This window comes from Kitasatospora sp. NPDC056731 (assembly GCF_040687675.1).
Taxonomy (GTDB): Bacteria; Actinomycetota; Actinomycetes; order Streptomycetales; family Streptomycetaceae; genus Kitasatospora.
The window spans coordinates 47,212-72,789 of record NZ_JBFBNR010000018.1; the positions used below are offsets into that span (position 1 = coordinate 47,212).

The following is a 25,578-nucleotide window of genomic DNA, read 5'->3' on the forward strand; positions in this document are numbered from 1 at the left end:
GGCGCGCCAGGGGCGTACGGGTGGGACGCAGGGGGCGGCGGACCACGGATCGGGCGGACCACGGATCAGGCCGGACCGCGGATCAGGCCGGCCCGGCGACGGTGGGTCAGAGCGTCCCGGAGCCGTGCGGCGCCTCGGTGGGGACACCGCGGGCGGCCGCCGCCGGGTCCGCGGTCACCGGGGTGACCGTCCAGTCGGGGTGGCCGGGCATCGGCGGGGTGCGCAGCCCGTACAGCCAGTCGGTGAGGAAGCCGGAGAGGTCCTGGCCGGAGACCTCGGAGGCGGCGCGCAGGTAGTCCTGGGTGCTGGCGGTGCCGTACCGGTGCTCACGCAGGAAGGTGCGCTCGATCCGGTCGAAGGCCTCGGGGCCGACCCGCTCGCGCAGCGCGAACAGCACCAGCGCGCCGCCGGTGTAGCGCTGGCTGTCGAAGAGCTTGGCGGCGCTGGGGGTGGCGACCGGTCCGGAGTCGTGCCGCCACTGGTCGCCGAGGCCGTAGAGGGCCCGCATCCGGTCGACCAGGGTGGTGTGGCCCCAGGCGTCCGGCCAGCCGCGCTCGTAGCGGTAGACCAGGGCGTAGTAGTCGGCGTGCCCCTCGTTGAGCCACAGGTCCGCCCAGCTGGCGGGGGAGACGCTGTCGCCGAACCAGGAGTGCACCAGCTCGTGCATCTGGTGCGAGCCGATCGCGGACTCGGGCTGGCGCAGGAAGTTCGGCTTGTAGAGGGTGAGGGTCTGGGTCTCCAGGCCGGTGAAGCCGAACGCGGCCGGGTCGTCGGTGTCGGCCGGCAGGAGGCCGTAGGTCTCGAAGGGGAACGGCCCGAGGTGCTGCTCGGCCCAGGTCAGCTGGTCGGCGGTGAGCGCCAGGGCGGGTTCGAGGTCGGCGGCCCGGGCGGTCGGGACGACGTCGCGCAGCGGCAGGCCGTGCGGGCCGGTGCGCTCGCGGACGGTGTAGTTCCCGACGGAGACCTGCACCAGCTCGGTGGCCATCGGCTCGCGGGAGGCGTACCGCCGGGTGGTCCGGCCGTCGCCGAGCCGTTCGGTCTGCGCCAACTCCCCGTTGGCGACGCCCAGCAGGCCGTCGGGCGCGGTGACGGCGATGGTGAACCGGGCCTTGTCGCTGGGGTGGTCGTTGCACGGGAAGACGGTGTGCGCGCTGTCGGGTTGGCCGGCCACCGCGAAGCCGTCCGGGGTCGGGACCCAGCCGGTGTGCGGGAGCCTGGCGCGCGGGTCGGCGGTGTACTCGACGGTCAGCCGTGCGGTGGTGCCGCGGTGCAGGGGCCGGGCCGGAGTGATGGTCAGCTTCTCGTCGTGGGCGGCGAACTCCGCCGGGCGCCCGTCGACCCGGACGGCGCGCACGGTCAGGCCCAGCGCGTCCAGCTCCAGGCGCGCCAGGGTGCGGGACGGCCGGGCGGTGATCACCGCGGTCGCGTCGACGGTGCGGGTAGCGGCCCGGTAGTCGAAGGACAGGTCGTAGGCGAGCGCGTCGTACCCGCTGTTGCCGAGCGAGGGGAAGACCGGGTCGCCGAGGCCGTCCGCGGCGGTGGCGGCCCTGGTGCCGGCGGACAGCAGCGCCGCACTGAGCACGAGGGGGAGGACGAGGCCGAGACGGGGCCTGGACAGGGCGATCACCGCACTTCGGGAGTCGTGGCCCCGAGGGGCCTGGCGGCGGTACGTGCGCGACGCACCGGGCACGGACCCTAGCGGACCGGGGCACCCGCCCGGCGCCGCCGCCCGGACGGCTGTCGACACGAGGCCATCCCCCGGACGGCCTACAGCGATGGCGGGGCCGCCGCGCGCTGACTAACGTTCGAAGTGCTTCGCCCCCTGACGGACGAGGCCACGGCCGTCGGAGAACCTGGCCAGGTCCGGCGGCCGTCCTTCATGCCCGGGTGCACCCCGTAGGCTGGCGGCCGAGACGACGCCCGCGTACCGGATGCCAGGAGCCGCCGTGACCAGCCCCGATTCGCACGTTCTGGTGATCGGCGAGTGCGTCGCCGACGTCGTCCGCACGGATGGCGCCCCGGACACCGTCCACCCCGGCGGCAGCCCCGCGAACGTCGCGTACGGCCTGGCCCGGTTGGGGCGGCCCGCCACCCTGCTCACCCAGCTCGGGGACGACGCCAACGGCCGGCTGATCCGGGCGCACCTGGAGTCGGCGGGGGTGGTGGTCCGGGCCGCGGGGGTGGCGCGGACCCCCTCGGCCGTGGTGCGCCTCGACGGACAGGGGCGGGCGCGCTACACCTTCGACATCGGCTGGACGTTGCCGCCGACCGAACTCGCCGAAGCGCCGGGCGCGATCCACCTCGGCTCGATCGGGGCGGTCACCGACCCGGGCGCGGCGGCGGTGCTGGCGCTGGTCGAGCGGTGGCGCGGCCGGGCGCAGATCAGTTACGACCCGAACGTGCGCCCCGCGCTGATGGGCGAGCGGGCGCAGGCCGTGCGGCGGGTCGAGCGCTGCGTGGCGCTGAGCGACGTGGTCAAGGCGAGCGACGAGGACCTGGCCTGGCTCTACCCCGGCGAGGAAGCGGACACGGTCGCGCGCCGCTGGCTCGCCCTCGGCCCGGCCGTGGTCGCGGTGACCCTGGGTGCCGACGGCGCGTTCGCGCTCACCGCCGAGGGCGGGCACGCGCGGGCCGCAGCCGTTCCGGTGCCGGTCGCCGACACCGTCGGCGCCGGGGACTCCTTCACGGCGGCTTTCCTGCACGCCCGCGCGGCCGGCGCCGACCTCGCCGGCTGCCTCACCCAGGCGGTGACGGCCGCCGCGCTGACCGTCTCCCGCCCCGGCGCCAACCCGCCCTCGACGGCGGAGCTGACGGCAGCCCTGACGCAGGCGGGTTAAGGGCACGACCTAGCCGGCCAGCTCCTTGCCGTACCAGACCTGGGCGTACGGGCCGCTGCTGTAGGCGGGGATCTCGCGGTAGCCGTGGCGGGTGTAGAGCGCGCGGGCCTCGACCAGGTCGAGGCGGGTGTCGAGGACGATCCGCCGGGCGCCGAGCGAGCGGGCGGCCTCGTCGACGGCGGCGAGCAGCCGGGCGCCGCCGCCGGTGCCGCGCAGGCCGGGGCGGACGAACACCCGGGTCAGCTCGACGGTGTCGGCGTCGCGCCGGCGCAGCCCGGCGCAGGACTGGGCCGCGCCGTCGTAGTGGCCGAGCAGGAAGAGCCCGTCCGGTGCGGCGAGGTCGTCGCTGGGGGAGCCGGCCAGCCCCGACTCCAGTTCCTCGGGGGTGCCTTCGCGGCCGAGGTGCAGTCGGTAGTAGCGGTTGGCCACGTCGTAGTAGTACTCGCGCAGCAGGGCCAGGGCCTCGGGTGCGGTGACGTCCGCCGTGGCGACGGACCAGAGGCGGGCGGTGCGGGGCGCGGTGTCGGTCATGGGCGCATGATCGGTGGTCGCTGGTCCGGGCCGCAATCGGGTTTTCGCGCGGGTGCCCGGTCGACTCGGGTGCCCGGCCGGTCGGGTGCCCGGCCGGTTCGGCAAAGGAAGGGCAAGGGGCCTGGCGCGTCGTTGCCCCGCACGGGTGATGAGGGGATTGGCGGGGGTGCGCTGCGGGGGAGCAGTGCTTCTATGAACAGATCATCAAATCATCGCATTAATGCGGGTTTGAGGGGAATTCAGGGACGCGGCGCCGGTGTGCGGGCGGGTGTGCGGACCGGTCTGCTGGCCACCGTCTGCCTCTCCGCCGTCGCCGCCGGCTGTGCCGGGCCGGTCGACCCCGCGCGGCCGGCTGTCGTCCCGCCCGCGCCGGGTGCCGTGCCCGTCGTCGAACACGGGGTCGGCCGCCCGCCCGAGGCGCTGCCGGTGCTGCCGGGCTTGGCCCGCAAGGAGGAGGAGGCCGGCACCGAGGCGGTCGCCCGCCAGGAGTCGGAAACCGGGGCGGCCCTGGAGACCGCGCACCGCTGGGGCCTGGAGGCCCCGCCGCTGAAGGCGCCGCCACGCCCGGCGACCAGGCCGGTGCTGGCCCAGTCGCAGGGCGTGAAGCTCAAGGAGGGGCGGCCGCCGGTGGTCTACCGGGTGCCGACCGACGAGAAGGTGGTCTTCCTCACCGTCGACGACGGCGCCGAGAAGGACCCGGAGTTCTCCCGGATGGCCGACGAACTCGGCATCCCGCTCAGCACCTACATCTCCGACTACCTGGCCCGCGAGAACTACGGCTACTTCCGCGACCTGCACGCCCAGGGGGTGGAGATCAACAACCACACCATCAACCACCGCAACCTGAAGGTCCTCGACTACGGGGCCCAGCGCGACGAGATCTGCCGTCAGCAGGACCAGCTGGAGAAGCAGATCGGCGTCCGCCCCCGGCTGTTCCGGCCCCCGTACGGCGAGTACAACGACGACACGCTGCGCGCGGCGGCGTCCTGCGGGGTCCAGGCGGTGCCGCTGTGGAACGAGGAGGCCTTCCCGGACCACATGGAGTGGCGCTACAACGACCGGAAGCTCCACCCGGGCGACATCATCCTCACCCACTTCCGGGGCGTCGACCTCTGGAAGGCCTCGATGCCGGACCTGCTCCGCAAGGTCGTCAACGACGTCACCGCGCAGGGCTTCGCCCTCGGCCGACTGGACGACTACCTGTAGGAGTTCGCCCGTCGAGGAACCCGGGGAACCCGGGGAACCCGGGGACCCCGAGGGTCAGCCGAGCGAGAGTGCGTCGAGGTACACCCAGGCGCCCTCGTGCCGGACGAACCGGCTGTGCTCGGTGAGCACGCCCTGCTCGCGGCCCTCGGTCCAGTGCGCCCGGAAGGCGACCGTGCCCTCCGCGTGGAAGGCGCCGCCCTCGGTGGTGGACACCACCTCCAGGCCGGTCCAGCGCAGCGCCGGGTCGAAGTCCACCTCGGCGGGCCGGGTGTCCGGGTGCCAGGTGCGCAGCAGGTAGGCCTCGTCCTGGGCGGCGAAGGCGCTGTACCGCGAGCGCATCAGGGACTCGGCGGTGGTGGCCGCCGTCTGGCCGCGGTGCAGTCGCCCGCAGCAGTCGCCGTAGGCGGCGGGCAGGCCGCAGGGGCAGGGGGAGGAGGGCAGCAGCCGGGGCGCGGAGGCGGCGGCGCGGGGCGCGGGGCGACGTGGGGACATGCGGTCCATTCTCTCCCCCCGGCCCCGGACGCCCCGACCGGGGCCGGTGGGGCGTCCGGGTGCGGGTGCTCAGCAGCGGGCGGAGTCCGGTTCGCCGAACCAGGAGTGCAGCGCGCGCAGCAGCCCGTCCGGATCCTCCTCCCCGGGAGTGGCGGCCCAGGCGACGTAGCCGTCCGGGCGCACCAGCATCGCGCCGGCGGGCGGTTGCGGGCAGTCGGCCGTGAGCACGTCCACCCGGCCCTTCCAGCCGGCCGCGAGGTCGGCGAGCCGTGGTGAGCCCCCCGCGAGGTCGAGCAGCAGGGCCCGGCCGCCACGGGCCAGTTCGGCGAGCCGGGTGGGGCCGGCGGCGGTGGTCAGCGGGAGGTCCGGCGCGAAGCCGCCGGCGAGCGGGTGCGGGCAGTCGGTGTCGTACCGGACGTCGCTGCCCGCCATGAGCGCGGCGATCCGCCCGAGGTTGTCCTGGTACGCGAGCAGTTCGCCGAACAGGGCGCGCAGGGCGGTGACGGCCGGGCCCGGGGACATCAGGGCCATCTGGGCCTGCGAGTGCATGAAGACCCGTTCGCCGACGGGGTACCGCTCGCGGTGGTAGCTGTCCAGCAGGCCGGGCGGGGCCCAGCCCTGGAGGTCGGCGGCCAGCTTCCAGCCGAGGTTCGCGGCGTCCTGGAGGCCGAGGTTGAGGCCCGGACCGCCGGTGGCGGCGTGCACGTGCGCGGCGTCGCCGACCAGCAGCACCCGGCCCTCGCGGTAGCGCTCGGCGAGCCGGGTGTTGTGCCCGACCTGGCGGCGCGGGGTGTGCGCGCCGGGCGTGCCGGCCGGGGCGAGCGGCAGGTCGGCGCCGGTCACCCGGCGGACGCTGGCGCGCAGTTCGTCCAGCGTGGCCGGCACGGTCTCGTCGACGGGCGGGCCGTCCCACTCCATGGTGGCCATCATGGCGAGTTCCGGGCCCATCGGGGCGAGCACGAACACCCCGTGTGCGGTGCGGGTGTGGGTGAACGGGCGGAACGGCGTCGGGCATCCGGGCAGCAGCACCTCGCCGGTGTCGAGCACCTGCACCCCCTCGGGCGGGCGCACGTGGGCGATGCGCGCGACGGGGTCGGGCGAGGTGACCCCGGGGAAGCCGATCCCGGCCAGCTTGCGGACGGTGCTGCGGCCGCCGTCGGCGCCGACCAGGTACCGGGCGCGCAGCCGCTCCGGCCCGTCCGGTCCGTGGACCTCGACGGTCACCCCCGCCTCGTCCTGGGTCAGGCCGGTGACCTCGCGGCCGTGGTGCACGGTCACGCCGAGTTCGCGGGCCCGCTCCGCCAGGGCCTGCTCGATCCGGTGCTGCGGCACCGGCAGGGCGTACAGCGGGTTGCCGTCGAGCTCCCGGAGGTCCAGCGGGAACGCGCCGAACACGAAGCGGGGCACCGGGGCCGGGGCGTCCGGGCCGCCGAGCCGCTCGTACAGGCCGCGGTGGTCCAACAGCCGGATCACCTGGCCGACCAGCCCGTTCGCCTTCTGCTCCGACGAGCGTTCGGCCAGCCGGTCCAGCACCACCGGCCGGACTCCGGCCAGCGCCAGTTCGCAGGCCAGCATCAGCCCGTTCGGGCCGGCGCCGGCGATGATGACATCGTGGGTCATGGTAAATCCCCCTGTGCGACGGTGAGTTCACGAGGACGACGGTTCGGGGAGGCCGGCCGCCAGCTGCCGCAGCGCCTCCGCCAGGAGCGGTTGCAGCGGTACCGGCGGGTCGGCGCGCAGCCATACGTCGCTGGCCGCCCTGAGCGCGGCCAGGACGCCGGCGGCGACCAGTCTGGGGTGGAGGCCGCCGGGGTCGGCCCCGGTCCGGGCGGCCACCGCTGCGGCGAGCCCGGCCTCGGCGTCCGCGCCGGCGCGGGCCAGCTCGGCCTGGAGGGCCGGTTCGCGCAGCAGCAGCCGCACCGCGGCGGTCCACCGCGGGTCCGGTTGCTCCGCCGCGCCGTCGAAGGGTGCGAGGGTGGCCCGGGTGAGCGCCTCCCAGAGCGGTTCGGCCGGGGGCCGCTCGCGCAGCGCCTCGCCGACGAGCCGGATGCGGTCGCAGTGCCGGGAGACGATGGCCTCGGCCTTGCTGGAGAAGTAGTTGTTGTAGGTGCGCGGTGACACCCCGGCCGCGGCCGCGATGTCCTCCACCCGGACGTTCTCCAGGCCCCGTTCCACCGCCAGGCGCAGTGCGGCCCAGCTCAGTGCCTCCCGGGTCGCGGCCTTCTTCCGTTCCCGCAGACCGATCTGACTCTTCGTCATGCCCACCACTCTCCCCGGAAACCTGCGGGCCGCGCAAGAGTGCGTGGCACGCAACTTTTTCGGAGCCGACACCCCGGGCGGATCCGCCCCGGCGGGGTTGCGAGGAGTCGCGCGGCGGCTCGGCGAGTCGCCCTGCCCGCCCGGGTGGTCACTGATAGTAGTGGCCTGGTTGCGGAGCGGTCTCCCGCGCCGGTTCGGCGGGACGGTTCGACAGGGCGTCCCGACAGCACGCCTCGACAGGACATGAGGAGCGGTCATGGGTGGCAGACAGCGTCCGCCGGGAGCGCGGACCCCTCGGCAGGGCCGGCCCGCCGGGGGCGGCCGGGTGAACGCCCGGGCGGAGATCGCCCGGCTGGAGGGCTATCTCGCCTGGGAGGCCGAGGTGGCGGCGGCCGAACGGGACGCCCGGGCCTTCGCCGGGCAGTTCCCGTGGCTGCCCGCCGCGGAGCGGGAGAGCCTGGAGCAGGCCTACGCCGCCGACCGCCTGCGCTACGCCGAGGAGGTCGTCGACCGCGCCGTCGAGCGCTGCCGCCGGCTGGCCGCCCGCTACCGCAGCGAGTGCCGCCGGATCTGCGCCCGCTGGGCCGCGCTCTGCCTCTCCGTCACCCTGGCGGCGGCGCTGTTCGCCGTCGTCCCGGCGGCCCTGCGGGCCTGAGGCCTGAGCCGGGCCGATCCGCCGGCACGCCCGAGGGCCCGCTGCGCCGTCATCGGCGCGGCGGGCCTTCGGGCGTGCGCGGGGATCAGTGGTGGCCGTGGCCGCTGCTGATCTCCTGGTGCTCCTCGGCGGTGGGCTTGGCGATCTGGCTGCCCTCGCCGTAGAAGCCGCGGGACAGCTTGGCCCTCGCCCGGGCGAACAGCCCGGCCTTGCGGACCACCCCGTTCTCGTCCACCTCCGGCGGCAGGTCCTCCGGCTGCGGCTGCTCGTGCGCGGTGAGGGTGAACATCCGGCCCGGCGGGAGCGGGGCGTGCACCTCGACGAACTCGCCGTGCTGGAGCCGGTTGATGACGCCGGTCTCCCGGCCGTGCAGCACCTTCTCCTTGTCGCGCCGCTGCAGGCCCAGGCACCACCGCTTGGTGACCACGAAGACGACCACCGGCACGACGAAGAAGCCGGTGCGCACCGCGTAGGTGATCGCGTTGATCGACAGCTGGAAGTGGGTGGCGAGCAGGTCGTTGCCGCCGCCGGCCAGCAGGATCAGGTAGAGGCCGATCCAGGCCGCGCCGAAGGCCGTGCGCACCGGTGCGTTGCGCGGCCGGTCGGCGATGTGGTGCTCGCCGCGGTCCCCGGTGACCCAGGCCTCCAGGAACGGGTAGCACCAGATGATCAGCAGCACGGTCGGGAAGACCATCAGCGGGACGAACACCCCGAGGTTCAGGGTGTGGCCGCCCCAGACGCTGATCTCCCAGCCGGGCATCACGCGCACCAGGCCCTCGGAGAAGCCCATGTACCAGTCCGGCTGGGCGTCGGTGGACACCTGGTCGGGCCGGTAGGGGCCGTAGGCCCAGATCGGGTTGACGGTGGCGATCGCCGACATGAACGCGACCACGCCGAAGACCAGGAAGAAGAAGCCGCCGGCCTTGGCCATGTAGACCGGCATCAGCGGCATGCCGACCACGTTGTTGTTGGTCCGGCCCGGCCCGGCGAACTGGGTGTGCTTGTGGTAGAAGACCAGGATCAGGTGCGCCGCGAGCAGGCCCACCATGACCCCCGGGATCAGCAGGACGTGCACGGTGAACAGCCTCGGCACGATGTCCTGGCCGGGGAACTCGCCGCCGAACATGAAGAACTGCAGGTACGAGCCGACGATCGGCACGGCCAGGACGGCGCCCTCCATGAAGCGGATGCCGGTGCCGGAGAGCAGGTCGTCCGGCAGCGAGTAGCCCATGAAGCCGTCGAACATGCCGAGGAACAGCAGCAGTGCGCCGAAGACCCAGTTGATCTCGCGGGGCTTGCGGAACGCGCCGGTGAAGAAGACGCGCATCATGTGCGTCAGCATCGAGGCGACGAACACGATCGCCGCCCAGTGGTGGACCTGGCGCATCAGCAGGCCGCCGCGCACCTCGAAGCTGATGTCGATGGTCGAGGCGTAGGCCTCCGACATCTGGATGCCCTTGAGCGGGACGTACGAGCCGTCGTAGATGACCTCGCCCATGCTCGGCTTGAAGAAGAGGGTCAGCCAGACGCCGGTGATGATGATGATGACGAAGGTGTAGAGCGCGATCTCGCCCAGCATGAAGGACCAGTGGTCCGGGAAGATCTTGCGCAGATTGGCCTTGGCCAGGGAGTAGATGCCGACCCGGCCGTCGGTCCAGTCGGCCAGGGCCTCGGCCTTGTTCGCGGGGTTGGCGCGCGTGCTGGTCACCGGTCCCGGCTGCGACTGCTGGTCGGTTCTCACGACGGGCTCCCCGGCGTCCTCGGCGTGCCGGGCTGGAGGCCCGCCGGCAAAGACGCCGGCCGGCGAAGTGTTGTGATCATGGGACCTCTCGATACGGGCCCGCCGGCTGAACCGGCACGCGGAGCGGGTGACCCACTGGCCCGTTGCTCAGGGTGATGGAGCGCTTACTCTGTCATGCTGTCGGCAGGGGGCCGACTGTGCACGTCCATCGGTCCGTACGGCCGCTCGTGTCGGTCCGTACGGGGGGTCCTGGCGTCTGATCGGCCGCCGGACGGGTGGCGGTGCTGCGCCCGGGTGCCGCTGAACCGTTTCGGCGCGCGCCGCGTCCGGAGGTCGCGCGATCCCGGGCCTACGCTGCGCCAATGGTGGATCACCCTGAACTCTTCGAGGACGTCACCGCGGCCCTCGCCCGCGCCGGGATCGACGCCGGGTCGGGCCCGTCCCTGCTGCGGATCGGCCATCGGCCGCCGGGGGTGGCGGTCGGCTGGTCGCCGGGGGAGGGGCCGGACGGGCCGCCCTCCCGGGGAGCGCGCGAGGCGGTCAGCGGTGCGGCCGCCGTCGTGCTGCGCGAGTGCGGCTACCTGGTCGCCGAGACGGGCGGCGGCGAGTTGCTGGTGACGCCCGCCGCCGCGCCGGTGGCGGTGCCGGCGGAGCCGGAGACGGTGCCGGAGCAGTGGTGGGGCTGAGCCGGGCCGGCTCGGCAGCCCTCATACCGAACCCTTACCTGAACGGGGGGTCCTGTTGACCACGGCGGCTCTAAGGTTTGCCTAAGCTAAGTCGAAGCGCCCCGGACCCTCGTGTCCGGGGCGTTCGGCTGTGCCGCGCCGCCGCCACCCGCGGCGGGCCGCCGAGTTCAGGTACGACCCGGGGTGACCGGGGGAGGAGCCCGCTGCATGTGGGATGAGGCGTTTCCCAGCTTTCTGATCGGGCTGCGCGAAGGTCTGGAAGCCGGACTGATCGTGTCGATCCTGGTCGCCACGCTCGTCCGGTTCGGGCACAAGGCCCGGTTGCCGCAGGTGTGGACCGGCGTCGCGGCGGCGATCGCGCTCAGCCTCAGCTTCGGCGCGGTGCTCACCTTCACCGCCGCCAACCTCTCCGGCCACGCCCAGGAGGCGTTCGGCGGGGTGCTGAGCCTGATCGCGGTCGGCTTCGTCACCGCGATGGTGTTCTGGATGCGCCGCTCGGCGCGTACCCTCTCCGCCGAGCTGAAGGAGAAGGTCCAGGCCTCGCTGGCGATGGGCGCCGGCGCGCTGGTGCTCACCAGCTTCCTGGCCGTCGGCCGCGAAGGCCTGGAGACCTCGCTCTTCCTGTGGACCAACGTGCGCACCGCCGGGGAGTCCACCGGGCCGCTGCTCGGCGCGGCCGTCGGCCTGGTGCTCTCGGCCGGCCTCTGCTGGGGCCTGTACCGGCGGGCGCTGAAGATGAACCTCACCCGGTTCTTCACCATCACCGGCGCCGGCCTGATCGTGGTCGCGGCGGGTGTGCTCGGCTACGGCCTGCGCGACCTGCAGGAGTCCGGGCTGGTCGGCGGCGGCAGCTCGTACGCCTTCGACCTGAGCGGCCACCTGGACGCCTCCTCCTGGTACGCCACGCTGGTGCAGGGCACCCTCAACCTGACCGTCACCATGACGGTCCTCCAGGTCGTCGGCTACCTCGCCTACCTGTGCATCGTGATGACGCTGTTCGTCGAGGGCGTCCGCGGCGGCAAGACCGCTCCGGCCCCCGGGAAGGCGGCGCAGGGCGAGAAGGCCGGGGCGGTCGCGGCCGCGCCCGAGGCCGCCGGGCCGGTGCGGTCCGGACGGCCGCGCTGGGCCGTGCCGACCGCGCTGGTCGCGGTGCCGGTGGTGGTCGCCGGGGCCGTGATCGCGGTCAGCGACGGCAAACAGAGCAGCTCCGCCACCGTGTCCGTCTCCGAGCAGGAGTGCGGCAAGGGCTTCAGCACCCCGTTGCCCGGCCAGCAGGTGTTCCAGATGCACAACACCGGCGACAAGGTCTCCGAGGTCTACCTGGTCAACCCGGCCAGCGGCGCCGTCTACGGCGAGATCGAGGGCCTGGCCCCCGGCACCACCCGCGCGCTGACCGCGACCATCGGCTCCGGCGACTACGCCTGGCGCTGCGTACCCACCGGCGGCACCTCCGTCACCTCGGCCGCCGTGCACGTCACCGGCGGCGGCCAGGTCAAGGCCGTCAAGCCGGTCGCCGAGGACGACCTCAAGGGCCCGCTCGACGCCTACAAGGACTACGTCAACAAGGGCCTCGCGACCCTGCTGACGCAGACCCAGAAGCTCCAGGCCGACGTCCACGGCGGCGACCTCGCCACCGCCAAGGCCGACTGGCTCACCGCCCACCTCCAGTACGCCTCGCTCGGCGCCGCCTACGGCACCTTCGCCGACCTCGACGGCAAGATCGACGGCCGGCCCGACGGGCTTGCCGACAAGGCCCAGGACAAGGACTTCACCGGCTTCCTGCGCCTGGAGTACGGCCTGTGGCACGGCCAGTCCGCCGCCGACCTGACGCCCGTCGCCGACCAGCTGGCCGCCGATGTCGCCAAGCTCGGGCAGGACTTCCCCGGCCAGGACTTCGACCCCGGAGACCTTCCGCTGCGCGCCCACGAGATCCTGGAGAACACCCTCCAGTTCGAGCTCACCGGCGACACCGACCAGGGCAGCGGCACCAACCTGGCCACCACCCAGGCCAACCTGGCTGGCACCCGGGAACTGCTGACCGTCCTGCAGCCGCTGCTCGACGAGCGCGACCCGCAGCTGCTCACCCGCGTCGACGCGGGGATGAAGCGGGTCGGCGACCTGGTCGCCGCCGCCCACAAGCCCGAGGGCTGGACCGCGCTGGAGCAGCTCCCCGCCGACGCCCGCCGCCAGCTCAACGGCGCCACCGGCGAGCTGCTCGAAGACCTCGCCCCCATCCCCGCCCTGCTCGAGATCCGGAAGGCCGCCTGATGACCGACCACACCGCCGCCACCGGAGGCTCCTGCCCGTTCCCGCACGCCGCCGCGCCCGCCCCGGCCGTCGCCGAGGGCGGCTGCCCGGCCGGCCCGGCCCGCCGCAGCTTCGTCCGGACCGCCCTCGGCGCCTCCGCCGGGGCGGCCGTCCTGGCGGGCGGGGCGTTCACCCTGGCCACCGGCCCGGCCTCCGCCGGGGACAGCCGCCAGGCGAAGAGCGGGGCCGTCCCGTTCCACGGCGACCACCAGGCCGGCGTCGCCACCCCGGCCCCCGGCTACGCGGCCTTCCTGTCCTGCCAGGTGATAGCCCAGGACCGCAAGGGCCTGGAGGACCTCCTCAAGACCCTGACCGAGCGGATCCGCTTCCTCACCGCCGGCGGCACCCCGCCCGACCTCGGCGTCGGCGCGCCGCCCGCCGACAGCGGCATCCTCGGCCCCACCGTGACCACCGACAACCTGACCGTCACGGTCGGCGTCGGCGCCTCGCTGTTCGACGACCGGTACGGGTTGGCCAAGGCCAAGCCGACCAAGCTGGCCCCGATGAAGACCTTCCCCAACGACAATCTGCAGGCCGCCGAACTCCACGGCGACCTCTCGCTGCAGATCTGCGCCGACCGCCAGGACACCGTGCTGCACGCGCTGCGCGACATCACCCGGCACACCCGCGGCGCGATGCAGATCCTCTGGCGGATCGACGGCTTCCAGAACGAGTCCCGCCCGGACGGCGCCCAGCGCAACCTGCTCGGCTTCAAGGACGGCATAGTCAACCCCGACACCACCTCCGCCCGCGAGATGGACCGGCTGATCTGGGTCACCGACGGGCTGGGCGAGCCCGCCTGGGCGACCGGCGGCAGCTACCAGGTGATCCGGATCATCCGGATGCTGATCGAGTTCTGGGACCGCGTCACCCTCGCCGAGCAGGAGAAGATGTTCGGCCGCCGCCGCGACACCGGCGCGCCGCTGGACGGCCGCCAGGAGACCGACGCGCCGGACTACGGCAAGGACCCGGAGGGCAAGGCGATCCCGCTCAAGGCGCACATCCGGCTCGCCAACCCGCGCACCGCCGACACCGACACCTCGCGCATCCTGCGCCGCGGCTTCAACTACGACCGGGGCGTCGACAAGGCCGGCAACCTGGACATGGGCCTGGTGTTCTGCTGCTACCAGCAGGACGTGGTGCGGCAGTTCGAGGCCACCCAGACCCGGCTCATCGACGAGCCGCTGGTCGACTACATCTCGCCGACCGGCGGCGGGTACTTCTTCGTCCTGCCGGGCGTGAAGGACAACGCCGACTGGCTCGGGCGCGGGCTGCTCGCGGCGGTCTGATGGCGGTCTCACGGCGGCCGACGTGACGCCGGGCCCCGGGCGCTGCCGCGCGCCGGGGCCCGGCGGCGTTGCGCGGACGGCGGTTTCGAGGACACGCCCTACGGGCCGAGGGTGAAGCCGATCACGGCGCCGCCGCCGTCCCGGTTGGCGGCGAAGGCCTCGCCGCCGTGCGAGCCGGCCACCTCGTGCACGATGGCCAGGCCCAGCCCCGAACCGGGCAGGCTGCGCGCGGCGGTGGCCCGGTAGAAGCGGTCGAAGACCCGGGAGAGGTCGGCCTCGTCGATCCCCGGCCCGCCGTCGCGCACCTCGACCCGGCGGCCGCGCACCACCACCTCGATCGGGGCCGTCCCGGCCGGGTCGAACTTGGCGGCGTTGTCCAGCAGGTTGCCCACCGCCCGGGCCAGCGCGTCCGGGCGGGCCGTGACCACCGTGTCGTCGGCGTCCACGGTGATCTCCCGGCCGCTGCGCCGCCGGGCCTGTGCGGCGGCCTCGCGCACCAGCTCGGCCAGCACCAGCTCGGTCGGTTCCTCGTCGGCCTTCCGGTCCGCGGCGAGCGCCACCAGCTCCTCCACCAGCAGCGTCAACTCCCGTGCCTCCTCGGCCAGATCGGCCATCAGTGCGGCCTGTTCGGCGGGCGGCAGGCGGTCCAGGCTGGGCAGGACCGAGAGGTTGGTGCGCAGGCTGGTCAGCGGGGTGCGCAGCTCGTGCCCGGCGTCCTGGACGAGCCGGCGCTGGTTCTCCTTCGCCGTGGCGAGCCGGCCCAGCATCCGGTCGAAGGCCCGGCCGAGCCGGCCGACCTCGTCCGTCCCGGCGGCCGGCACCGGAACGTCCAACCGTCCGCTGGCGGCGACCAGTTCGGCCGCGTCGGTGAGCCGGACCAGCCGGCCGGTGATCCGCCGGGCGAGCAGCCAGCCGGCCCCGCCCGCGAGCACCGCGACCACCGCCACCGACACCCCGGTACGGATCCGCAGCGTCGCCAGCAGGTGCTCGGTGGGGCCCAGTTGCTGGGCGATCTGGACCGCGCCGCGGCCGCCGCCGAGCGAGACCACGGCCACCCGGTAGGTGTCGCCGTGCACGGGCCGAAGCCCGGACGAGGTCCGGCCGGGGGCGTCGGAGCGGGCGAGGGAGCGGTCCTCCGGGGTCGGCCGGAGGTCGATCCGGGCGGTGCCGGGCAGCACCTCCCCGTCGGGGCCGAGGGACTGCGAGGTGACCCGGATCGGGCGCAGCAGATCCTCGCTCAGGCCGCTCGTGCCGTTGAAGTCGCCGGGGAACAGCATCTCCCGGCCGACCTGCTGGTGCACCGCCTGGACGGCCGCGGTGAAGTCGGCGGCCTCGTCGTCCCGGATCAGCCGGGCGGCGGAGCGGTAGCCGAGCGCGCCGATCAGCACCGCGACCAGGGCGGCCATCGCGGCGAAGGCGAGGGAGACGGTGGTGCGCAGCCCCGGGCGCGGCCACAGCAGCCGCGGCCGGCCGCGGCCGGTCACGACTCGCGCAGCGTGTAGCCGACGCCGCGGACGGTGTGGATCAGCGGTGTCAGGCCGGGCCGGTCCAGCTTGCGGCGCAGGTAGCCGATGAACACCGCGAGGTTCTTCGAGCCGGGGCCGAAGTCGTAGCCCCAGATCTGCTCGTACACCGTGGCCTGGTCGAGCACCGAGCCCGCGTGCCGGGTCAGCAGCTCCAGCAGGTCGAACTCGGTCCGGGAGAGCTCCAGCTCCTGCCCGGCCCGCCAGGCCCGCCGGGCGTGCGGCTCGACCCGCAGGTCGGCCACCGCGAGGACGCCGCCGCCGGCGGGTTCGGGCGGGCTGCGGCGCAGCAGGGCGCGCAGGCGGGCGAACAGCTCGTCCACGTCGAAGGGCTTGACCAGGTAGTCGTCGGCCCCGGCGTCGAGCCCGGCGATCCGGTCCGGGACCTCGACCCGGGCGGTGAGCATCAGGACCGGGGTGCGGTCGCCGTCGGCGCGCAGGCGGCGGCAGACCTCCAGGCCGTCCGGGCCGGGCATCATCACGTCCAGCACCAGCAGGTCCGGGCGCTGCTCCGTGAGGGCGGCCAGGGTCTGCGCGCCGTCCGCGGCGGTGCTCACCCGGTAGCCCTCCAACTGGAGGGCGCGGGTGAGGGAGTCGCGGATGGCCCGGTCGTCCTCGGCGATCAGCACGGTGTGGGTCATGGCCCCGATTCTCCCCGGCGCGCCCGCGGCGGCGTCCGGCGGGTCGGGGCGACGGCCTCCGTCGGGTCCCCGGGTCCGGGCCCGGCCGGTGGCCGTACCGGCTGCGGCTTTCGCAGCGCCGGGGACGGGCGTACGGTGGCCACACGGTGGCGTGTCCGCCGGGGGTGCCACCGGGTCCTTGTCGGCACACCCCGCCGGAGGCCGCGATGGCAGACCGGATGGCCTTCCTCACCACCCCGCGCGCCGAGCGCGAGCGGCGGGACGCACAGCAGCGGCTGGGGGACTCCCGGGAGGTGTACCGGCCACGGACGTTGCTGCCGGTGGTGGGCGGGCAGGCGGGCCGCTGCATGGACTGCGGGCTGCCGTTCTGCCACCACGCCTGCCCGCTGGGAAACCTGGTACCGGAGTGGAACCGGCTGGTGGCGGACGCGGACTGGCGAGCCGCCGCCGCCCGGCTGCTGGCGACCAACAACTTCCCCGAGTTCACCGGACGGCTCTGCCCGGCGCCCTGCGAGAGCGCGTGCGTGCTGGCGATCGACGGCGCGGCGGTGACGATCAAGAACGTCGAGCTGGCGATCACCGACCGGGCCTGGGAAGAGGGCTGGGACCTGCCGCAGCCGCCCGAGCGGAGCGCCGGGCGGCGGGTGGCCGTGGTCGGCTCGGGCCCGGCCGGCCTGGCCGCCGCGCAACAGCTGACCCGGGCCGGGTACGCCACCACGGTGTACGAGCGGGCCGACCGCCCAGGCGGGCTGCTGCGCTACGGGATCCCGCCGTTCCGGCTGGAGAAGCACCGGCTGGACCGGCGGCTCGACCAGATGCGGGCCGAGGGCACGGACTTCCGCACCGGGGTGTCCGTCGGCCGGGACCTCGCGGCCGGGGAACTGCGGGCCGGGTGCGACGCGCTGGTGGTGGCGGTCGGCGCGACCGCCTGCCGGGAGCTGGCGGTGCCGGGGTGCGCCCTGCCCGGCGTGCACCAGGCGATCGACTACCTGACCTGGGCGAACCGGGTCGACGAGGGCGACCGCGCGGCCCCGCCGGTGTCCGCCGAGGGCCGGCACGTGGTGATCGTCGGCGGCGGGGACACCGCGGCCGACTGCCTGGGGACGGCGCTGCGCCAGGGCGCGGCCTCCGTCACCCAGCTCGACATCAACCCGTGCCCGCCGGTGTGCCGGGCGCCGGGGCAGCCCTGGCCCGTCCACCCGAAGGTGTACCGGGAGACCACCTCGCACGAGGAGTCGGGGGCCACGGCGGCCGGGCCCCGGGTGTTCGCGGCGACCACGCTCGGCTTCGAGGCCGGACCGGACGGCCGGCTGGCCGCCGTCCGCTTCGCCGAGGCCGAACCGGCCGACCGCAGCCCCCGGGCCGGCACCGAGCGGAGCGTCCCGGCCGAGCTGGTGCTGCTCGCGCTGGGCTTCATCGGCCCGGAGCCGGACCAGGGGCTGATCACCCAACTCGGCCTCGCCACCGGCCCGGACGGCGCCCTGGCCCGGGACGACGACTTCGCCACCGGCGCGCCGGGCGTCTTCGTCGCCGGGGACGCCGGGCGCGGGCAGTCACTGATCGTGTGGGCGATCGCCGAGGGGCGGGCGGCGGCCGCGGCGGTGGACCGCCATCTGCGCGGCGGCACCGAACTCCCGGCGCCGATCCGGGCGTCGGCGCGGGCGCTCACGCTTTGAGGGGCGCGCGGGCGTTCACGCTTTGAGGGGCGTGCGGGCGCTCATGCTCTGGGCGTCGGCGCGGGCGCTCACGCTCTGAGGGGCGTGCGGGCGGGCCCGGCAGCCCTGCCGCACTTCCTCGCAACCCGCCGTGCGCCGCGAGCCGTTCGGGCGCGGCGCGTCCCCCGGGCGGCGCCGGGTAGGGCTCGGGGCAGCAGACGGACGGAGGGGACCGCCATGCCCGACCACTTCCCGGACACACCCGCACCGCCGACGCCGCCCACCCCGCCCACACCACCGTGGCCGGACGGCCAGCCGCCGGTGCTCGGCCACGCGGCCCGCAGCATCCCGAAGGCCACCCTCGTCCCGCTCCGGGTGGACGGCCCGCAGCGCGGCCCGGCCTTCGCCGGGCACGCCTACCTGCGCGGGCTCGACCTGCGCCCCGGCGAAGTGGCCGCCGTCCGCGAGCAGGTGACGGCGGACCTGCCCTGGGAACTGCTCGCCGCCGGCGCCGCCGCCCCGGCCGATCGCACGCTGCGGGCCGCCGCCCTCGCCGCCGTCGACGGCGCCGCGCTGCGCGCCCTCGGCGACGCGCTGGAGCGGGTGCGCCGGGCCGCGGGCACCGAGGAGGGCCTGGCGCTGGCCGCCCGGGCCGCCGCCGCGAACGCCGCCTACGACCACAACGCGGCCGTCACCCCGATCGGCATGATGAACCTGGAACGCCTGGAGATGGCCCCGGCCGGCATCGAGCGGGGCGAACTCGTCGCCACCATCCCGCTCGCGCCGCTGGAGGAGACGGCCGTCTCCCAGAAGGAGTGGTCCGTCACCTCCAAGGAGTTCAGCTCGATCGTCACCGACACGCTGGAGAACGTCAGCGAGACCGGCGTCACCGACAACACCGAACTCTCCCAGTCCACCACCAACCAGTTGCAGCACAGCAACCAGTTCAATGTCACCGGCACCGTCTCCGGCGGCATCCCGCTCATCTCCGGCTCCGTCACCTCCGGCATGACCAGCCAGAACTCCGACTCCCAGTCCGCCACCGACAGCCGCAAGCACGCGACCACGCTCACCCAGAAGGCCTCCTCCCGCACCAAGCAGGAGCACAAGGTCACCATCACGACGACCACCGTCACCGGCTCCTCGGAGACCACCACCCGCACACTGAAGAACGCCAGCCCCACCGACCCGATCCGGATCGACTACTTCAGCATGATGCGCAAGTGGCGGGTCCGGCTCTACCGCTCCGGGCTGCGCCTCACCTACGACCTGGCGATCCCCGAACCGGCCGGAGCGCTGCGCGAGGCCTACGCGGAACTCGCCGCGCTGGAATCGAAGGTGGGGCCGTTCCAGTTCGACGTGCCGCACTCGGACATCACCGAGGAGGTCCGCCCCGGCGAGAGCCAGCCGCACTACCTGGTGCTCGCCGAGCGGTACGGCGCCGTGGTGCAGCTCGCCCCCGGCCCGCACCCGGACGTCCACGTCAACGCCACCGCGCCGAACAACGACGGCGCCGGCATCTACGACGCGCCGCCGCTCACCGTCCCGGACGGCTACTGGATCAAGAACCTCTGGTTCCAGTTCGCCTCCGAGAGCCGCACCGGAGACTACAACTACAACCTCAAGGTGCTCGGCAGCACCATCCCCGAGTGGAACGAGCCGTTCGGCTCCCACGGCCCGGTCGACCTCGCCGACCCGGCCAACGGCGCGCTGCTGCGGCACGCGGGCGGGCCGTCCGTGGTGAGCTTCCACCTGGTCAACAACCGGCAGACCTGGCTCAGCCTCACGGCCGTCGTCGAACCCACCGACGAGGCCCGGCGGCAGTGGCAGAACGGCGTCTGGTCGGCCCTGTTCAACGCCGCCCAGACCAAGTACTACGCCGAACAGCAGGACCTCGCCGCCCGCGCCGCCGCCCTGCGGGACCGGCTGAACGGCGTGGACACCCTCACGCTCCGGCGCGAGGAGAGCGACGAGGTCATGAAGGGCGTGCTGCGCTTCCTGCTCGGCGTGGACTACCACGTGATGCCGCAGGAGGTGGTCGACGCGTTCAAGGCCTCCGTCGGCAACGACCCCGACCGGCTGCGCCACGGCGCCGGCTTCCCCGGCGACGACACCGGCGGGATCGGGGTGAGCGCCGCGGCCTGGGCGGCCGTGCTCGGGCACGAGGCGGAGGTGGCCTTCATCAACCAGGCCATCGAGTGGGAGAACGTCGTCACCTTCCTCTACTCGTACTTCTGGGACGCGCCCGCCGCCTGGGGCTTCGTCAGCAGGATCACCCACCCCGACGCCAACCGGCAGGCCTTCCTGCGCGCGGGCAGCGCCCGGGTGGTGCTCACCGTGCGCAAGGGCTGGGAGGAGGCCTGGGTGCGCTTCGCCGAGGGCGGCTTCCACGGCGCCCCGCTGCCCGCCGACCACCCGTACCTCACCATCGCCCGGGAGATCGCCGCCTACGACGACCGGAACTACCCCGGCATCCCGCCGGCCAACCCCGGCAGCAGCGCGCTGCTGCTGGAGGACGAGGTGGTGACCACCTGCGCCGCCGCGGTCGAACCGGCCGCCGGGGGAGCGCCCGTCCTGGTGCCGGTGGCGTCCAGCGCGGGCTTCGAGGCGGACGCCGTCGTGCTCGTCGACGAGTACGACGACCGCCGGATCCAGGAGACCGCCCGGGTGGTGCGGGTCCCGGACGACGGGCGGCACCTGCTGCTGGCCGGCCTCACCCACCGCCACGACGGCACCCTGACACCGTTCCCGGTCCGCCGCCCGGGCCGGCACGGCACTCTGATCGCCGAGTGGAACGAGTACACGCCGACCTCCGGTACCGACATCGCCGTCAGCAGCCCGCTCAAGGACATGTCGTGAGCTTCCTGCGCGACGAGGACGCCTGCCAACTGCTGGGCCCGCCACGCGCGGAGCCGCCCACGGTCTTCGAGTACCTGGCCGCCGAACTGTGGATCCGCCACCACTTCGGGACGGACTTCGAGGCCCGCCCCGGCGCGACCTGGGTGACCTTCCAGCTCGACCGGATCGGCGAGTGGTGGGGCACGCCCGGCCGGGGCAGGCTCGACCAGCAGGACGCGCTGCCCTACGCCAGGCTCACCCAGCAGCCGCCGGACCCGGTGCTGCGGATGGTGCTCCAGGTGCTCTCCGAGGACCTGCGCAACGTCTTCCCGGCGGCGAAGGTCGAGGCGATCACCCGGATGCTCAAGGACCGGAGCACCCCGGCGGTCAAACTGGTCAAGGCGATCCGCGAGCTCACCCCCGGCGGGGCGCTCAAACCGGACATGCTCGGCATCCAGAACCACGTGCCGGAGCTGAGGCTGGAAGCCCTGGAGGTCGGCACCGAGGGCGGCGCCCTCGACACCTACCGCGAACTCCAGGGCAAGATCTCGGTGTTGCGGGACCCGTGCGGCCGGATGATCGGGAACCGGCTGGCCGTCATGCAGCAGACCGCCGTCAAGCAGCTGCCCGACACGGTGGTCGGCGCGGGCACCGACTGGCGGCTCGGCGCGGGGCTGATGGTGCTGCCGATGCCGCTCAACGTCACCGAGGCGAACGGGGAGACCTCCGTCGACTGGATCTGCTACTGGCCCACCAACCGGGCGGAGTTCAAGGACCACCCGCGGCCCGCGAACGGGCGCCCCGGCTACGACGGGCTGGTGCTCTACCACATCCACCGGGTGCCGCTGCGGTCGGTGCAACTGCCCGACAAGATCCGCGAGGCGATGCTCAGGCTGATCGCCGCCCGCCAGCGCGCCCGCACGCTGGGGCCGACGCTGCTCCCCGAACTGGCCACCGCGGTGCAGCGCGACCAGCGGCTGTTCACCCGTGAGGGCGAGCTGTTCCTGGCCGGGCTGGGCGCGGGTGCGCTGCTCGCGCTGGGCATCTGGGCGGCGGCCGGGGCGGGGCTGGTCGCCGGGCTGGCGACGGTGGCCAAGGGTGGGCTGGTGGCCGCGGCGGGCGCGCCCGAGGTGTTCGTCGGCGCGGTGGCGGGCGCGGCCCGGCTGGCGGACGAACTGTGGCCGGCGGTCTCGCAGTTGGGGTACCTGCTGCCGGCGCGTTGAGCACGGCCTGGCCTGGCCTGGCCCGGCCCGGCCCGGACGGACCAGGACGGGCCGGGTTCGGCCGGCTCCGGGTCAGAGCAGCGGCAGTCGGCGGAGGAAGACGTCAGGGGCCTGGTTGGTGTCGCCCGGGACGAGGGTGCCGTCCTCGGAGGTGAACAGCACCGTGGTGCCGAGGGCGTCGACGAACGGCCGCTCCGAGGCGCCGGCGGTCTGCGAGCCGTCCGTCGCCACGCTGACCCGCTCGGTGCGGCCGGTCCACAGGTCGCGCCGGAAGACGTCCCCGGCGTTGTTGGTGTCCCCGGGCACCAGGTTCGCCGCGTCGGAGTCGAAGTAGACCCAGCGGGCGTCGGCGGTGATCTGCGCGTGGTAGGAGTCGCCGGAGGTCTTCGTCCCCGGGAGCCCGGCGCTGACCAGGGTCTCGGTGCCCTCCTCCAAGTCGCGGACGTACACCTCGAAGTGGTGCCCCCAGGGGCCGTTGCCGTCCTGGAGCAGCGCCGAGTAGACGGCGTACCGGCCGTCCTGGCTGAGCGCCGGGGAGGCCGCCCCGCGGTAGCCGCCCGCCCCGTCGGTGCTCGCCAGGACGCTCTGCTCGGTGCGGAGGTCGCGGACGTAGAGGGGGTAGAAGCGGGGCTTGAGGATCGCGGGCTGGTCGTCGTGCCGGAAGGAGTCGCGGACGAACTCCTCGTCGGAGACGGCGTCGAGTTCGGCGGCGGCCTTCGCGGCGAGGGCGCCGGGCTTGTCCTGGCCGATGATGTTGGTGGCCTTGGAGATGAAGCCGACCGAGCCGCCGTCCCCGCTGATCACCGGCTCGGCGGAGGAGGCGTTCGCCTCGGTGCCGTCCGCGCCGACGCTGACCAGGCGGGTTCCGCCCGTCCGGCGGTCGGTGACGTAGATGTTGCCGCCCGTCCAGGTGACCGTGCCGGGGGCCAGGTCGGAGCGGTTGGACTGGTAGGCGACGTACCGGCCGTCCCAGCTGATCGACGGGTGGCCGGACTGCCGGCCGGCCTGCGGCTTGGCCGGGTCGTGGCCGGTGGACACCAGCTCGGTGGTCCCCGTCCAGCGGTCGTGGACGTAGACGTCCTCGAAGCCGAGGTTCCCGCCGGGGGCGAGGTTGGTGGCGTAGGAACTGAACGCCACGTAGCGGCCGTCGCCGCTGATCGTGGCGTCGAAGGAGTCGTCGGCCGCCTGGGCGCCGTTCGCGCCGGTGTTGGCCCGTTCGGTCCGGCCGGTCCACAGGTCCCGGACGAAGACGTCCGACTTGCCGTTGGTGCCGCCGGGCACCAGGTTCGCGGCCTTCGAGGTGAAGACGGCGAAGCGGCCGTCGGCGCTCAGACCGGCGGCGTACGAGGCGCCGTCGGGCTGCGCCTGGCCGAGCCCGACGGACACCCGCTCGGTGCGGCCGCGCGGCGCGTCCGCCTGGGCGGGCGTCGCCACCGTGACGGCGGCCAGCGCGGCCGCCGCCAGCGCGCCGGCCGCGCGCAGCAGGTGTGGTGCGGAACGTGTGCGGGTCATCTGATCCCTCCCCTGGGTACGGCTGGCCGCGCCGAACTCCCCGGCGGCCGGCTCGTGGTGAGCCAACCGCCGGGTGCGGTGGGAGGTCAACGATGCCCGCCCGGGAGCGGCGGAATCGCGTCACCGCGAGGGGAGGGAGAGGGTGATGGATCGGGTGCACACGGCCTTTGCTAGCATCCGGCGGCAGAGGCGTCGGGTGGAGGGTACGGAGGGGTTGCGGGTGGAGGGTGCGGAGGGGGCGCGGGCGGAGGGCGGCAAGCAGGTGGAGGAGTCGGTCGAGGTCCGCTACACGCCGACGACCGCGGACTTCCGGGCGGCCTTCGCGGCCCGGGCCCGGGGCACGGCGGCGGGTCGACGGGCCCGGCGGTCGAGGTACCTGATCGCCTCCTGCGCCGCGTCCGGTGCGGTGCTGACCTCGGTCGCCGACCGGACGGTGGGCCCGCCGGCCCTGGTGATGCTCGCGGTCGCGCTGCTGCTGGTGGTCGGACTGCCCTGGCTGCAACTGCGTCAGGTGCGGCGGATGGCGGCGGACAAGGGCGAGTTCCGGATCGTCCTCGGCGAGGCCGGGGTGACCGTCACCAACGCGGTGTCCAGCACCGAACTCGCCTGGCGGGAGCTTCCGTACTACCTGGAGACGCCCGAACTCTTCGTCCTGCTGGGCGGGGACGAGCAGACGCACGTGCTGACCCTGCTGCCGAAGCGCGGCACCGGCGACCCGGGTCGGCTCGGCGCGTTGATCGCCCGGCACGCCACGGTGCCCGCCCGGGGTTGAGGGGCGGCGCCCCGGTTCGCCGCTGTCGGGGTGGGCGGTCATGGCGTGGGTTGTTGGTCGGGTCGGTCGGGCTGATGGTGTCGGTCGGGCTGGTCGGGCTGGGCGGGCTGGTCGAGGTGGTTTAGCTGGTCGCGCTGGTCGTAGCGCCAGAGCGCGGGCAGCGCGGCCGACAGGGTGGCGGTGCCGGCCAGGCAGAGCAGGCCGCCGGTGCGCAGCGCGACGCGGATGCCCTGCCGGGCGGCGAGGCCGCCGGCCCGCAGGTCCCCGAGGGCGGGGCCGGCGGAGCCGATCAGCATCTCCAGGCCGGCGGCACGGCCCCGAAGTTCGTCCGGAATGGACTGGTTCCAGATCGCGCTGCGGAAGGTGTCGCCGATCTGGTTGGCGCCGCCCGCGACGAGCAGGCAGAGCAGGACGGCCCACAGGCCGGGGGCGAACGAGGCCGCGGCCGTCGCCGCGCCGACGAGGGTGGCGCAGAGCAGCACCAGTCGGCCGTGCCGGTGCACCCGCTCGGTCCAGCCGCCGGTGGCGGCCGCGAGCAGGCCGCCCGCCGCAGCGGCGGAGTAGAGCAGGCCGAGCGCCCACACCGCGTCCAACTCCTGGGCGAGGAAGGGGAACAGCGCGGTCGGCAGGGCGCAGACGGTGGCCGCGAGATCCGCCAGGTAGGTGCCCAGCAGGTCGGGGCGGCGGGCCGCGTACCGGGCGCCGTCGACGAACTCCCGCAGCCGCGGTGCCTCGGCGTCCCGCTGCGAGGGGACGGGCCGGACCCGGGTGAGCAGGGCGATCGAGACCAGGAAGGTGCCGAGGTCGACCAGGTAGGCGGCCGGGACGCCCGCCGTGGCGATCAGCACTCCGGCGGTGGCCGGGCCGGCCAGCCCGGCGATGCTCCAGCGCAGCGAGAGCAGGTTGCCCGCCGCCACCAGCTGGTCGGGTGGCACCAGCCGGGGGATCATCGCCTCCGCCGAGGGCTGCTGGAGGCCCTGCAGTGCCGCTGCCAGTCCGGCGGCCGCGTACAGCGGCCAGAGCGCGGGGGTGCCGAGCAGCGCGTTGGTGAGCAGCAGGGCGCTCAGTGCGGCGAGTGCGAGTTCGGTGACCAGGGTGACGGTTCGGCGGTCGGCACGGTCGGCGAGGACGCCGCCGTAGAGGCCGAACACGATGGTCGGCAGGAGTTCGACGGCGCCGACCGCGCCCACGGCCAGCGGTGAACCGGTGAGGTCGGCGATCTGGAGCGGGATCGCCGTCATGGTGAGGACGGAGCCGAGCAGGGTGACGGTGCCGGCCGTCCAGGTGAGGCGGAAGTCGCGGGAGGACCGCCAGGGCGCGGTGTTCGGCAACAGTCGGGACCGGGGGCGGTCCGTTCCGGAGGTCATGGGGTGGTGGTCCCTTCGGGCCGTCGACCACGACGGCTCTCCTT

The 25,578-nt window shown here is 74.4% G+C and carries 20 protein-coding genes; 10 read left to right on the forward strand and 10 right to left on the reverse strand.

What is annotated here, in order from left to right; translation table 11 throughout:
- Nucleotides 1-106 precede the first annotated feature (106 nt).
- On the reverse strand, nucleotides 107-1,582 hold the full coding sequence (locus AB0R04_RS20395) for a M1 family metallopeptidase (RefSeq protein ID WP_363373195.1): 1,476 nt from the start codon (nucleotides 1,580-1,582) through the stop codon (nucleotides 107-109).
- A gap of 364 nt (nucleotides 1,583-1,946) precedes the next feature.
- Between AB0R04_RS20395 and AB0R04_RS20400 the strand changes: the two genes are divergently transcribed.
- A complete protein-coding gene (locus AB0R04_RS20400) occupies nucleotides 1,947-2,837 on the forward strand; it encodes a carbohydrate kinase (RefSeq protein ID WP_363372988.1) in 891 nt (296 codons plus the stop codon).
- A gap of 9 nt (nucleotides 2,838-2,846) precedes the next feature.
- On the opposite strand, the gene AB0R04_RS20405 is transcribed toward AB0R04_RS20400, so the two are convergent.
- Nucleotides 2,847-3,368, reverse strand: coding sequence for a GNAT family N-acetyltransferase (locus AB0R04_RS20405; RefSeq protein WP_363372990.1), 522 nt, complete (start codon nucleotides 3,366-3,368; stop codon nucleotides 2,847-2,849).
- Nucleotides 3,369-3,596: 228 nt separating this feature from the next.
- Here AB0R04_RS20405 and AB0R04_RS20410 point away from each other — a divergent pair, with 228 nt between their 5' ends.
- Complete coding sequence (locus AB0R04_RS20410; RefSeq protein ID WP_363372993.1) at nucleotides 3,597-4,574, forward strand: polysaccharide deacetylase family protein; 978 nt, start codon at nucleotides 3,597-3,599, stop codon at nucleotides 4,572-4,574.
- Between the two features lie 54 nt (nucleotides 4,575-4,628).
- On the opposite strand, the gene AB0R04_RS20415 is transcribed toward AB0R04_RS20410, so the two are convergent.
- The 3 genes from AB0R04_RS20415 to AB0R04_RS20425 form a co-directional block, all read right to left on the reverse strand.
- Nucleotides 4,629-5,066: a YchJ family metal-binding protein gene (locus tag AB0R04_RS20415; protein WP_363372996.1), complete on the reverse strand. Its 438-nt coding sequence runs from the start codon at nucleotides 5,064-5,066 to the stop codon at nucleotides 4,629-4,631.
- 69 nt (nucleotides 5,067-5,135) lie between these two features.
- Nucleotides 5,136-6,686 (reverse strand): FAD-dependent monooxygenase, encoded by a 1,551-nt coding sequence (locus AB0R04_RS20420; protein ID WP_363372998.1) that lies wholly within the window; start codon nucleotides 6,684-6,686, stop codon nucleotides 5,136-5,138.
- Nucleotides 6,687-6,713: 27 nt separating this feature from the next.
- Nucleotides 6,714-7,325 (reverse strand): TetR family transcriptional regulator, encoded by a 612-nt coding sequence (locus tag AB0R04_RS20425; protein WP_363373001.1) that lies wholly within the window; start codon nucleotides 7,323-7,325, stop codon nucleotides 6,714-6,716.
- A gap of 256 nt (nucleotides 7,326-7,581) precedes the next feature.
- On the opposite strand from AB0R04_RS20425, the gene AB0R04_RS20430 reads away from it, so the two are divergent.
- The gene (locus tag AB0R04_RS20430) at nucleotides 7,582-7,980 is read left to right on the forward strand and encodes a cytochrome C oxidase subunit I (RefSeq protein WP_159398309.1); all 399 of its coding nucleotides are present in this window, start codon (nucleotides 7,582-7,584) and stop codon (nucleotides 7,978-7,980) included.
- Nucleotides 7,981-8,065: 85 nt separating this feature from the next.
- On the opposite strand, the gene AB0R04_RS20435 is transcribed toward AB0R04_RS20430, so the two are convergent.
- The gene (locus AB0R04_RS20435; RefSeq protein ID WP_363373197.1) at nucleotides 8,066-9,688 is read right to left on the reverse strand and encodes a ubiquinol-cytochrome c reductase cytochrome b subunit; all 1,623 of its coding nucleotides are present in this window, start codon (nucleotides 9,686-9,688) and stop codon (nucleotides 8,066-8,068) included.
- 395 nt (nucleotides 9,689-10,083) lie between these two features.
- Here AB0R04_RS20435 and AB0R04_RS20440 point away from each other — a divergent pair, with 395 nt between their 5' ends.
- From AB0R04_RS20440 to efeB, 3 genes are all read left to right on the forward strand, one after another.
- Complete coding sequence (locus AB0R04_RS20440; RefSeq protein ID WP_363373004.1) at nucleotides 10,084-10,407, forward strand: hypothetical protein; 324 nt, start codon at nucleotides 10,084-10,086, stop codon at nucleotides 10,405-10,407.
- Between the two features lie 207 nt (nucleotides 10,408-10,614).
- Nucleotides 10,615-12,675: an iron uptake transporter permease EfeU gene (gene efeU / locus AB0R04_RS20445; protein ID WP_363373006.1), complete on the forward strand. Its 2,061-nt coding sequence runs from the start codon at nucleotides 10,615-10,617 to the stop codon at nucleotides 12,673-12,675.
- The gene (gene efeB, locus AB0R04_RS20450) at nucleotides 12,675-14,003 is read left to right on the forward strand and encodes an iron uptake transporter deferrochelatase/peroxidase subunit (protein WP_363373009.1); all 1,329 of its coding nucleotides are present in this window, start codon (nucleotides 12,675-12,677) and stop codon (nucleotides 14,001-14,003) included. Before efeU ends, efeB begins: the two co-directional genes overlap by 1 nt.
- Nucleotides 14,004-14,101: 98 nt before the next feature.
- On the opposite strand, the gene AB0R04_RS20455 is transcribed toward efeB, so the two are convergent.
- Nucleotides 14,102-15,487, reverse strand: coding sequence for a HAMP domain-containing sensor histidine kinase (locus AB0R04_RS20455; RefSeq protein WP_363373012.1), 1,386 nt, complete (start codon nucleotides 15,485-15,487; stop codon nucleotides 14,102-14,104).
- Nucleotides 15,484-16,167 carry a response regulator transcription factor gene (locus AB0R04_RS20460; protein ID WP_363373015.1) on the reverse strand — a complete coding sequence of 228 codons (684 nt, stop codon included), beginning with the start codon at nucleotides 16,165-16,167 and terminating at the stop codon, nucleotides 15,484-15,486. Before AB0R04_RS20460 ends, AB0R04_RS20455 begins: the two co-directional genes overlap by 4 nt.
- A gap of 206 nt (nucleotides 16,168-16,373) precedes the next feature.
- On the opposite strand from AB0R04_RS20460, the gene AB0R04_RS20465 reads away from it, so the two are divergent.
- The 3 genes from AB0R04_RS20465 to AB0R04_RS20475 all read left to right on the forward strand — a co-directional run bounded on the left by AB0R04_RS20465 (nucleotide 16,374) and on the right by AB0R04_RS20475 (nucleotide 21,883).
- Nucleotides 16,374-17,843: a glutamate synthase subunit beta gene (locus AB0R04_RS20465; protein WP_363373017.1), complete on the forward strand. Its 1,470-nt coding sequence runs from the start codon at nucleotides 16,374-16,376 to the stop codon at nucleotides 17,841-17,843.
- A 216-nt stretch (nucleotides 17,844-18,059) separates the two neighbouring features.
- Nucleotides 18,060-20,681, forward strand: a complete 2,622-nt coding sequence (locus AB0R04_RS20470; RefSeq protein ID WP_363373020.1) for a hypothetical protein — start codon at nucleotides 18,060-18,062, stop codon at nucleotides 20,679-20,681.
- Nucleotides 20,678-21,883, forward strand: a complete 1,206-nt coding sequence (locus tag AB0R04_RS20475) for a hypothetical protein (RefSeq protein ID WP_363373022.1) — start codon at nucleotides 20,678-20,680, stop codon at nucleotides 21,881-21,883. Before AB0R04_RS20470 ends, AB0R04_RS20475 begins: the two co-directional genes overlap by 4 nt.
- A 72-nt stretch (nucleotides 21,884-21,955) precedes the next feature.
- Here the strand turns inward: AB0R04_RS20475 and AB0R04_RS20480 are convergent, their stop codons facing one another.
- Nucleotides 21,956-23,395: a hypothetical protein gene (locus AB0R04_RS20480; RefSeq protein ID WP_363373024.1), complete on the reverse strand. Its 1,440-nt coding sequence runs from the start codon at nucleotides 23,393-23,395 to the stop codon at nucleotides 21,956-21,958.
- A 220-nt stretch (nucleotides 23,396-23,615) separates the two neighbouring features.
- On the opposite strand from AB0R04_RS20480, the gene AB0R04_RS20485 reads away from it, so the two are divergent.
- Nucleotides 23,616-24,167, forward strand: coding sequence for a YcxB family protein (locus AB0R04_RS20485; protein ID WP_363373026.1), 552 nt, complete (start codon nucleotides 23,616-23,618; stop codon nucleotides 24,165-24,167).
- Nucleotides 24,168-24,205: 38 nt separating this feature from the next.
- On the opposite strand, the gene AB0R04_RS20490 is transcribed toward AB0R04_RS20485, so the two are convergent.
- Nucleotides 24,206-25,534, reverse strand: coding sequence for an MFS transporter (locus AB0R04_RS20490; RefSeq protein WP_363373028.1), 1,329 nt, complete (start codon nucleotides 25,532-25,534; stop codon nucleotides 24,206-24,208).
- Nucleotides 25,535-25,578 lie beyond the last annotated feature (44 nt).

Coding starts and splice junctions, on each gene's coding strand:
- AB0R04_RS20405 (WP_363372990.1), bottom strand. CDS start 3,368: ATGACCGACACCGCGCCCCGCACCGCCCGCCTCTGGTCCGTCGCCACG.
- AB0R04_RS20415 (WP_363372996.1), bottom strand. CDS start 5,066: ATGTCCCCACGTCGCCCCGCGCCCCGCGCCGCCGCCTCCGCGCCCCGG.
- AB0R04_RS20420 (WP_363372998.1), bottom strand. CDS start 6,686: ATGACCCACGATGTCATCATCGCCGGCGCCGGCCCGAACGGGCTGATG.
- AB0R04_RS20425 (WP_363373001.1), bottom strand. CDS start 7,325: ATGACGAAGAGTCAGATCGGTCTGCGGGAACGGAAGAAGGCCGCGACC.
- AB0R04_RS20430 (WP_159398309.1), top strand. CDS start 7,582: ATGGGTGGCAGACAGCGTCCGCCGGGAGCGCGGACCCCTCGGCAGGGC.
- AB0R04_RS20440 (WP_363373004.1), top strand. CDS start 10,084: ATGGTGGATCACCCTGAACTCTTCGAGGACGTCACCGCGGCCCTCGCC.
- efeU (WP_363373006.1), top strand. CDS start 10,615: ATGTGGGATGAGGCGTTTCCCAGCTTTCTGATCGGGCTGCGCGAAGGT.
- efeB (WP_363373009.1), top strand. CDS start 12,675: ATGACCGACCACACCGCCGCCACCGGAGGCTCCTGCCCGTTCCCGCAC.
- AB0R04_RS20460 (WP_363373015.1), bottom strand. CDS start 16,167: ATGACCCACACCGTGCTGATCGCCGAGGACGACCGGGCCATCCGCGAC.
- AB0R04_RS20465 (WP_363373017.1), top strand. CDS start 16,374: ATGGCAGACCGGATGGCCTTCCTCACCACCCCGCGCGCCGAGCGCGAG.
- AB0R04_RS20470 (WP_363373020.1), top strand. CDS start 18,060: ATGCCCGACCACTTCCCGGACACACCCGCACCGCCGACGCCGCCCACC.
- AB0R04_RS20480 (WP_363373024.1), bottom strand. CDS start 23,395: ATGACCCGCACACGTTCCGCACCACACCTGCTGCGCGCGGCCGGCGCG.
- AB0R04_RS20490 (WP_363373028.1), bottom strand. CDS start 25,534: ATGACCTCCGGAACGGACCGCCCCCGGTCCCGACTGTTGCCGAACACC.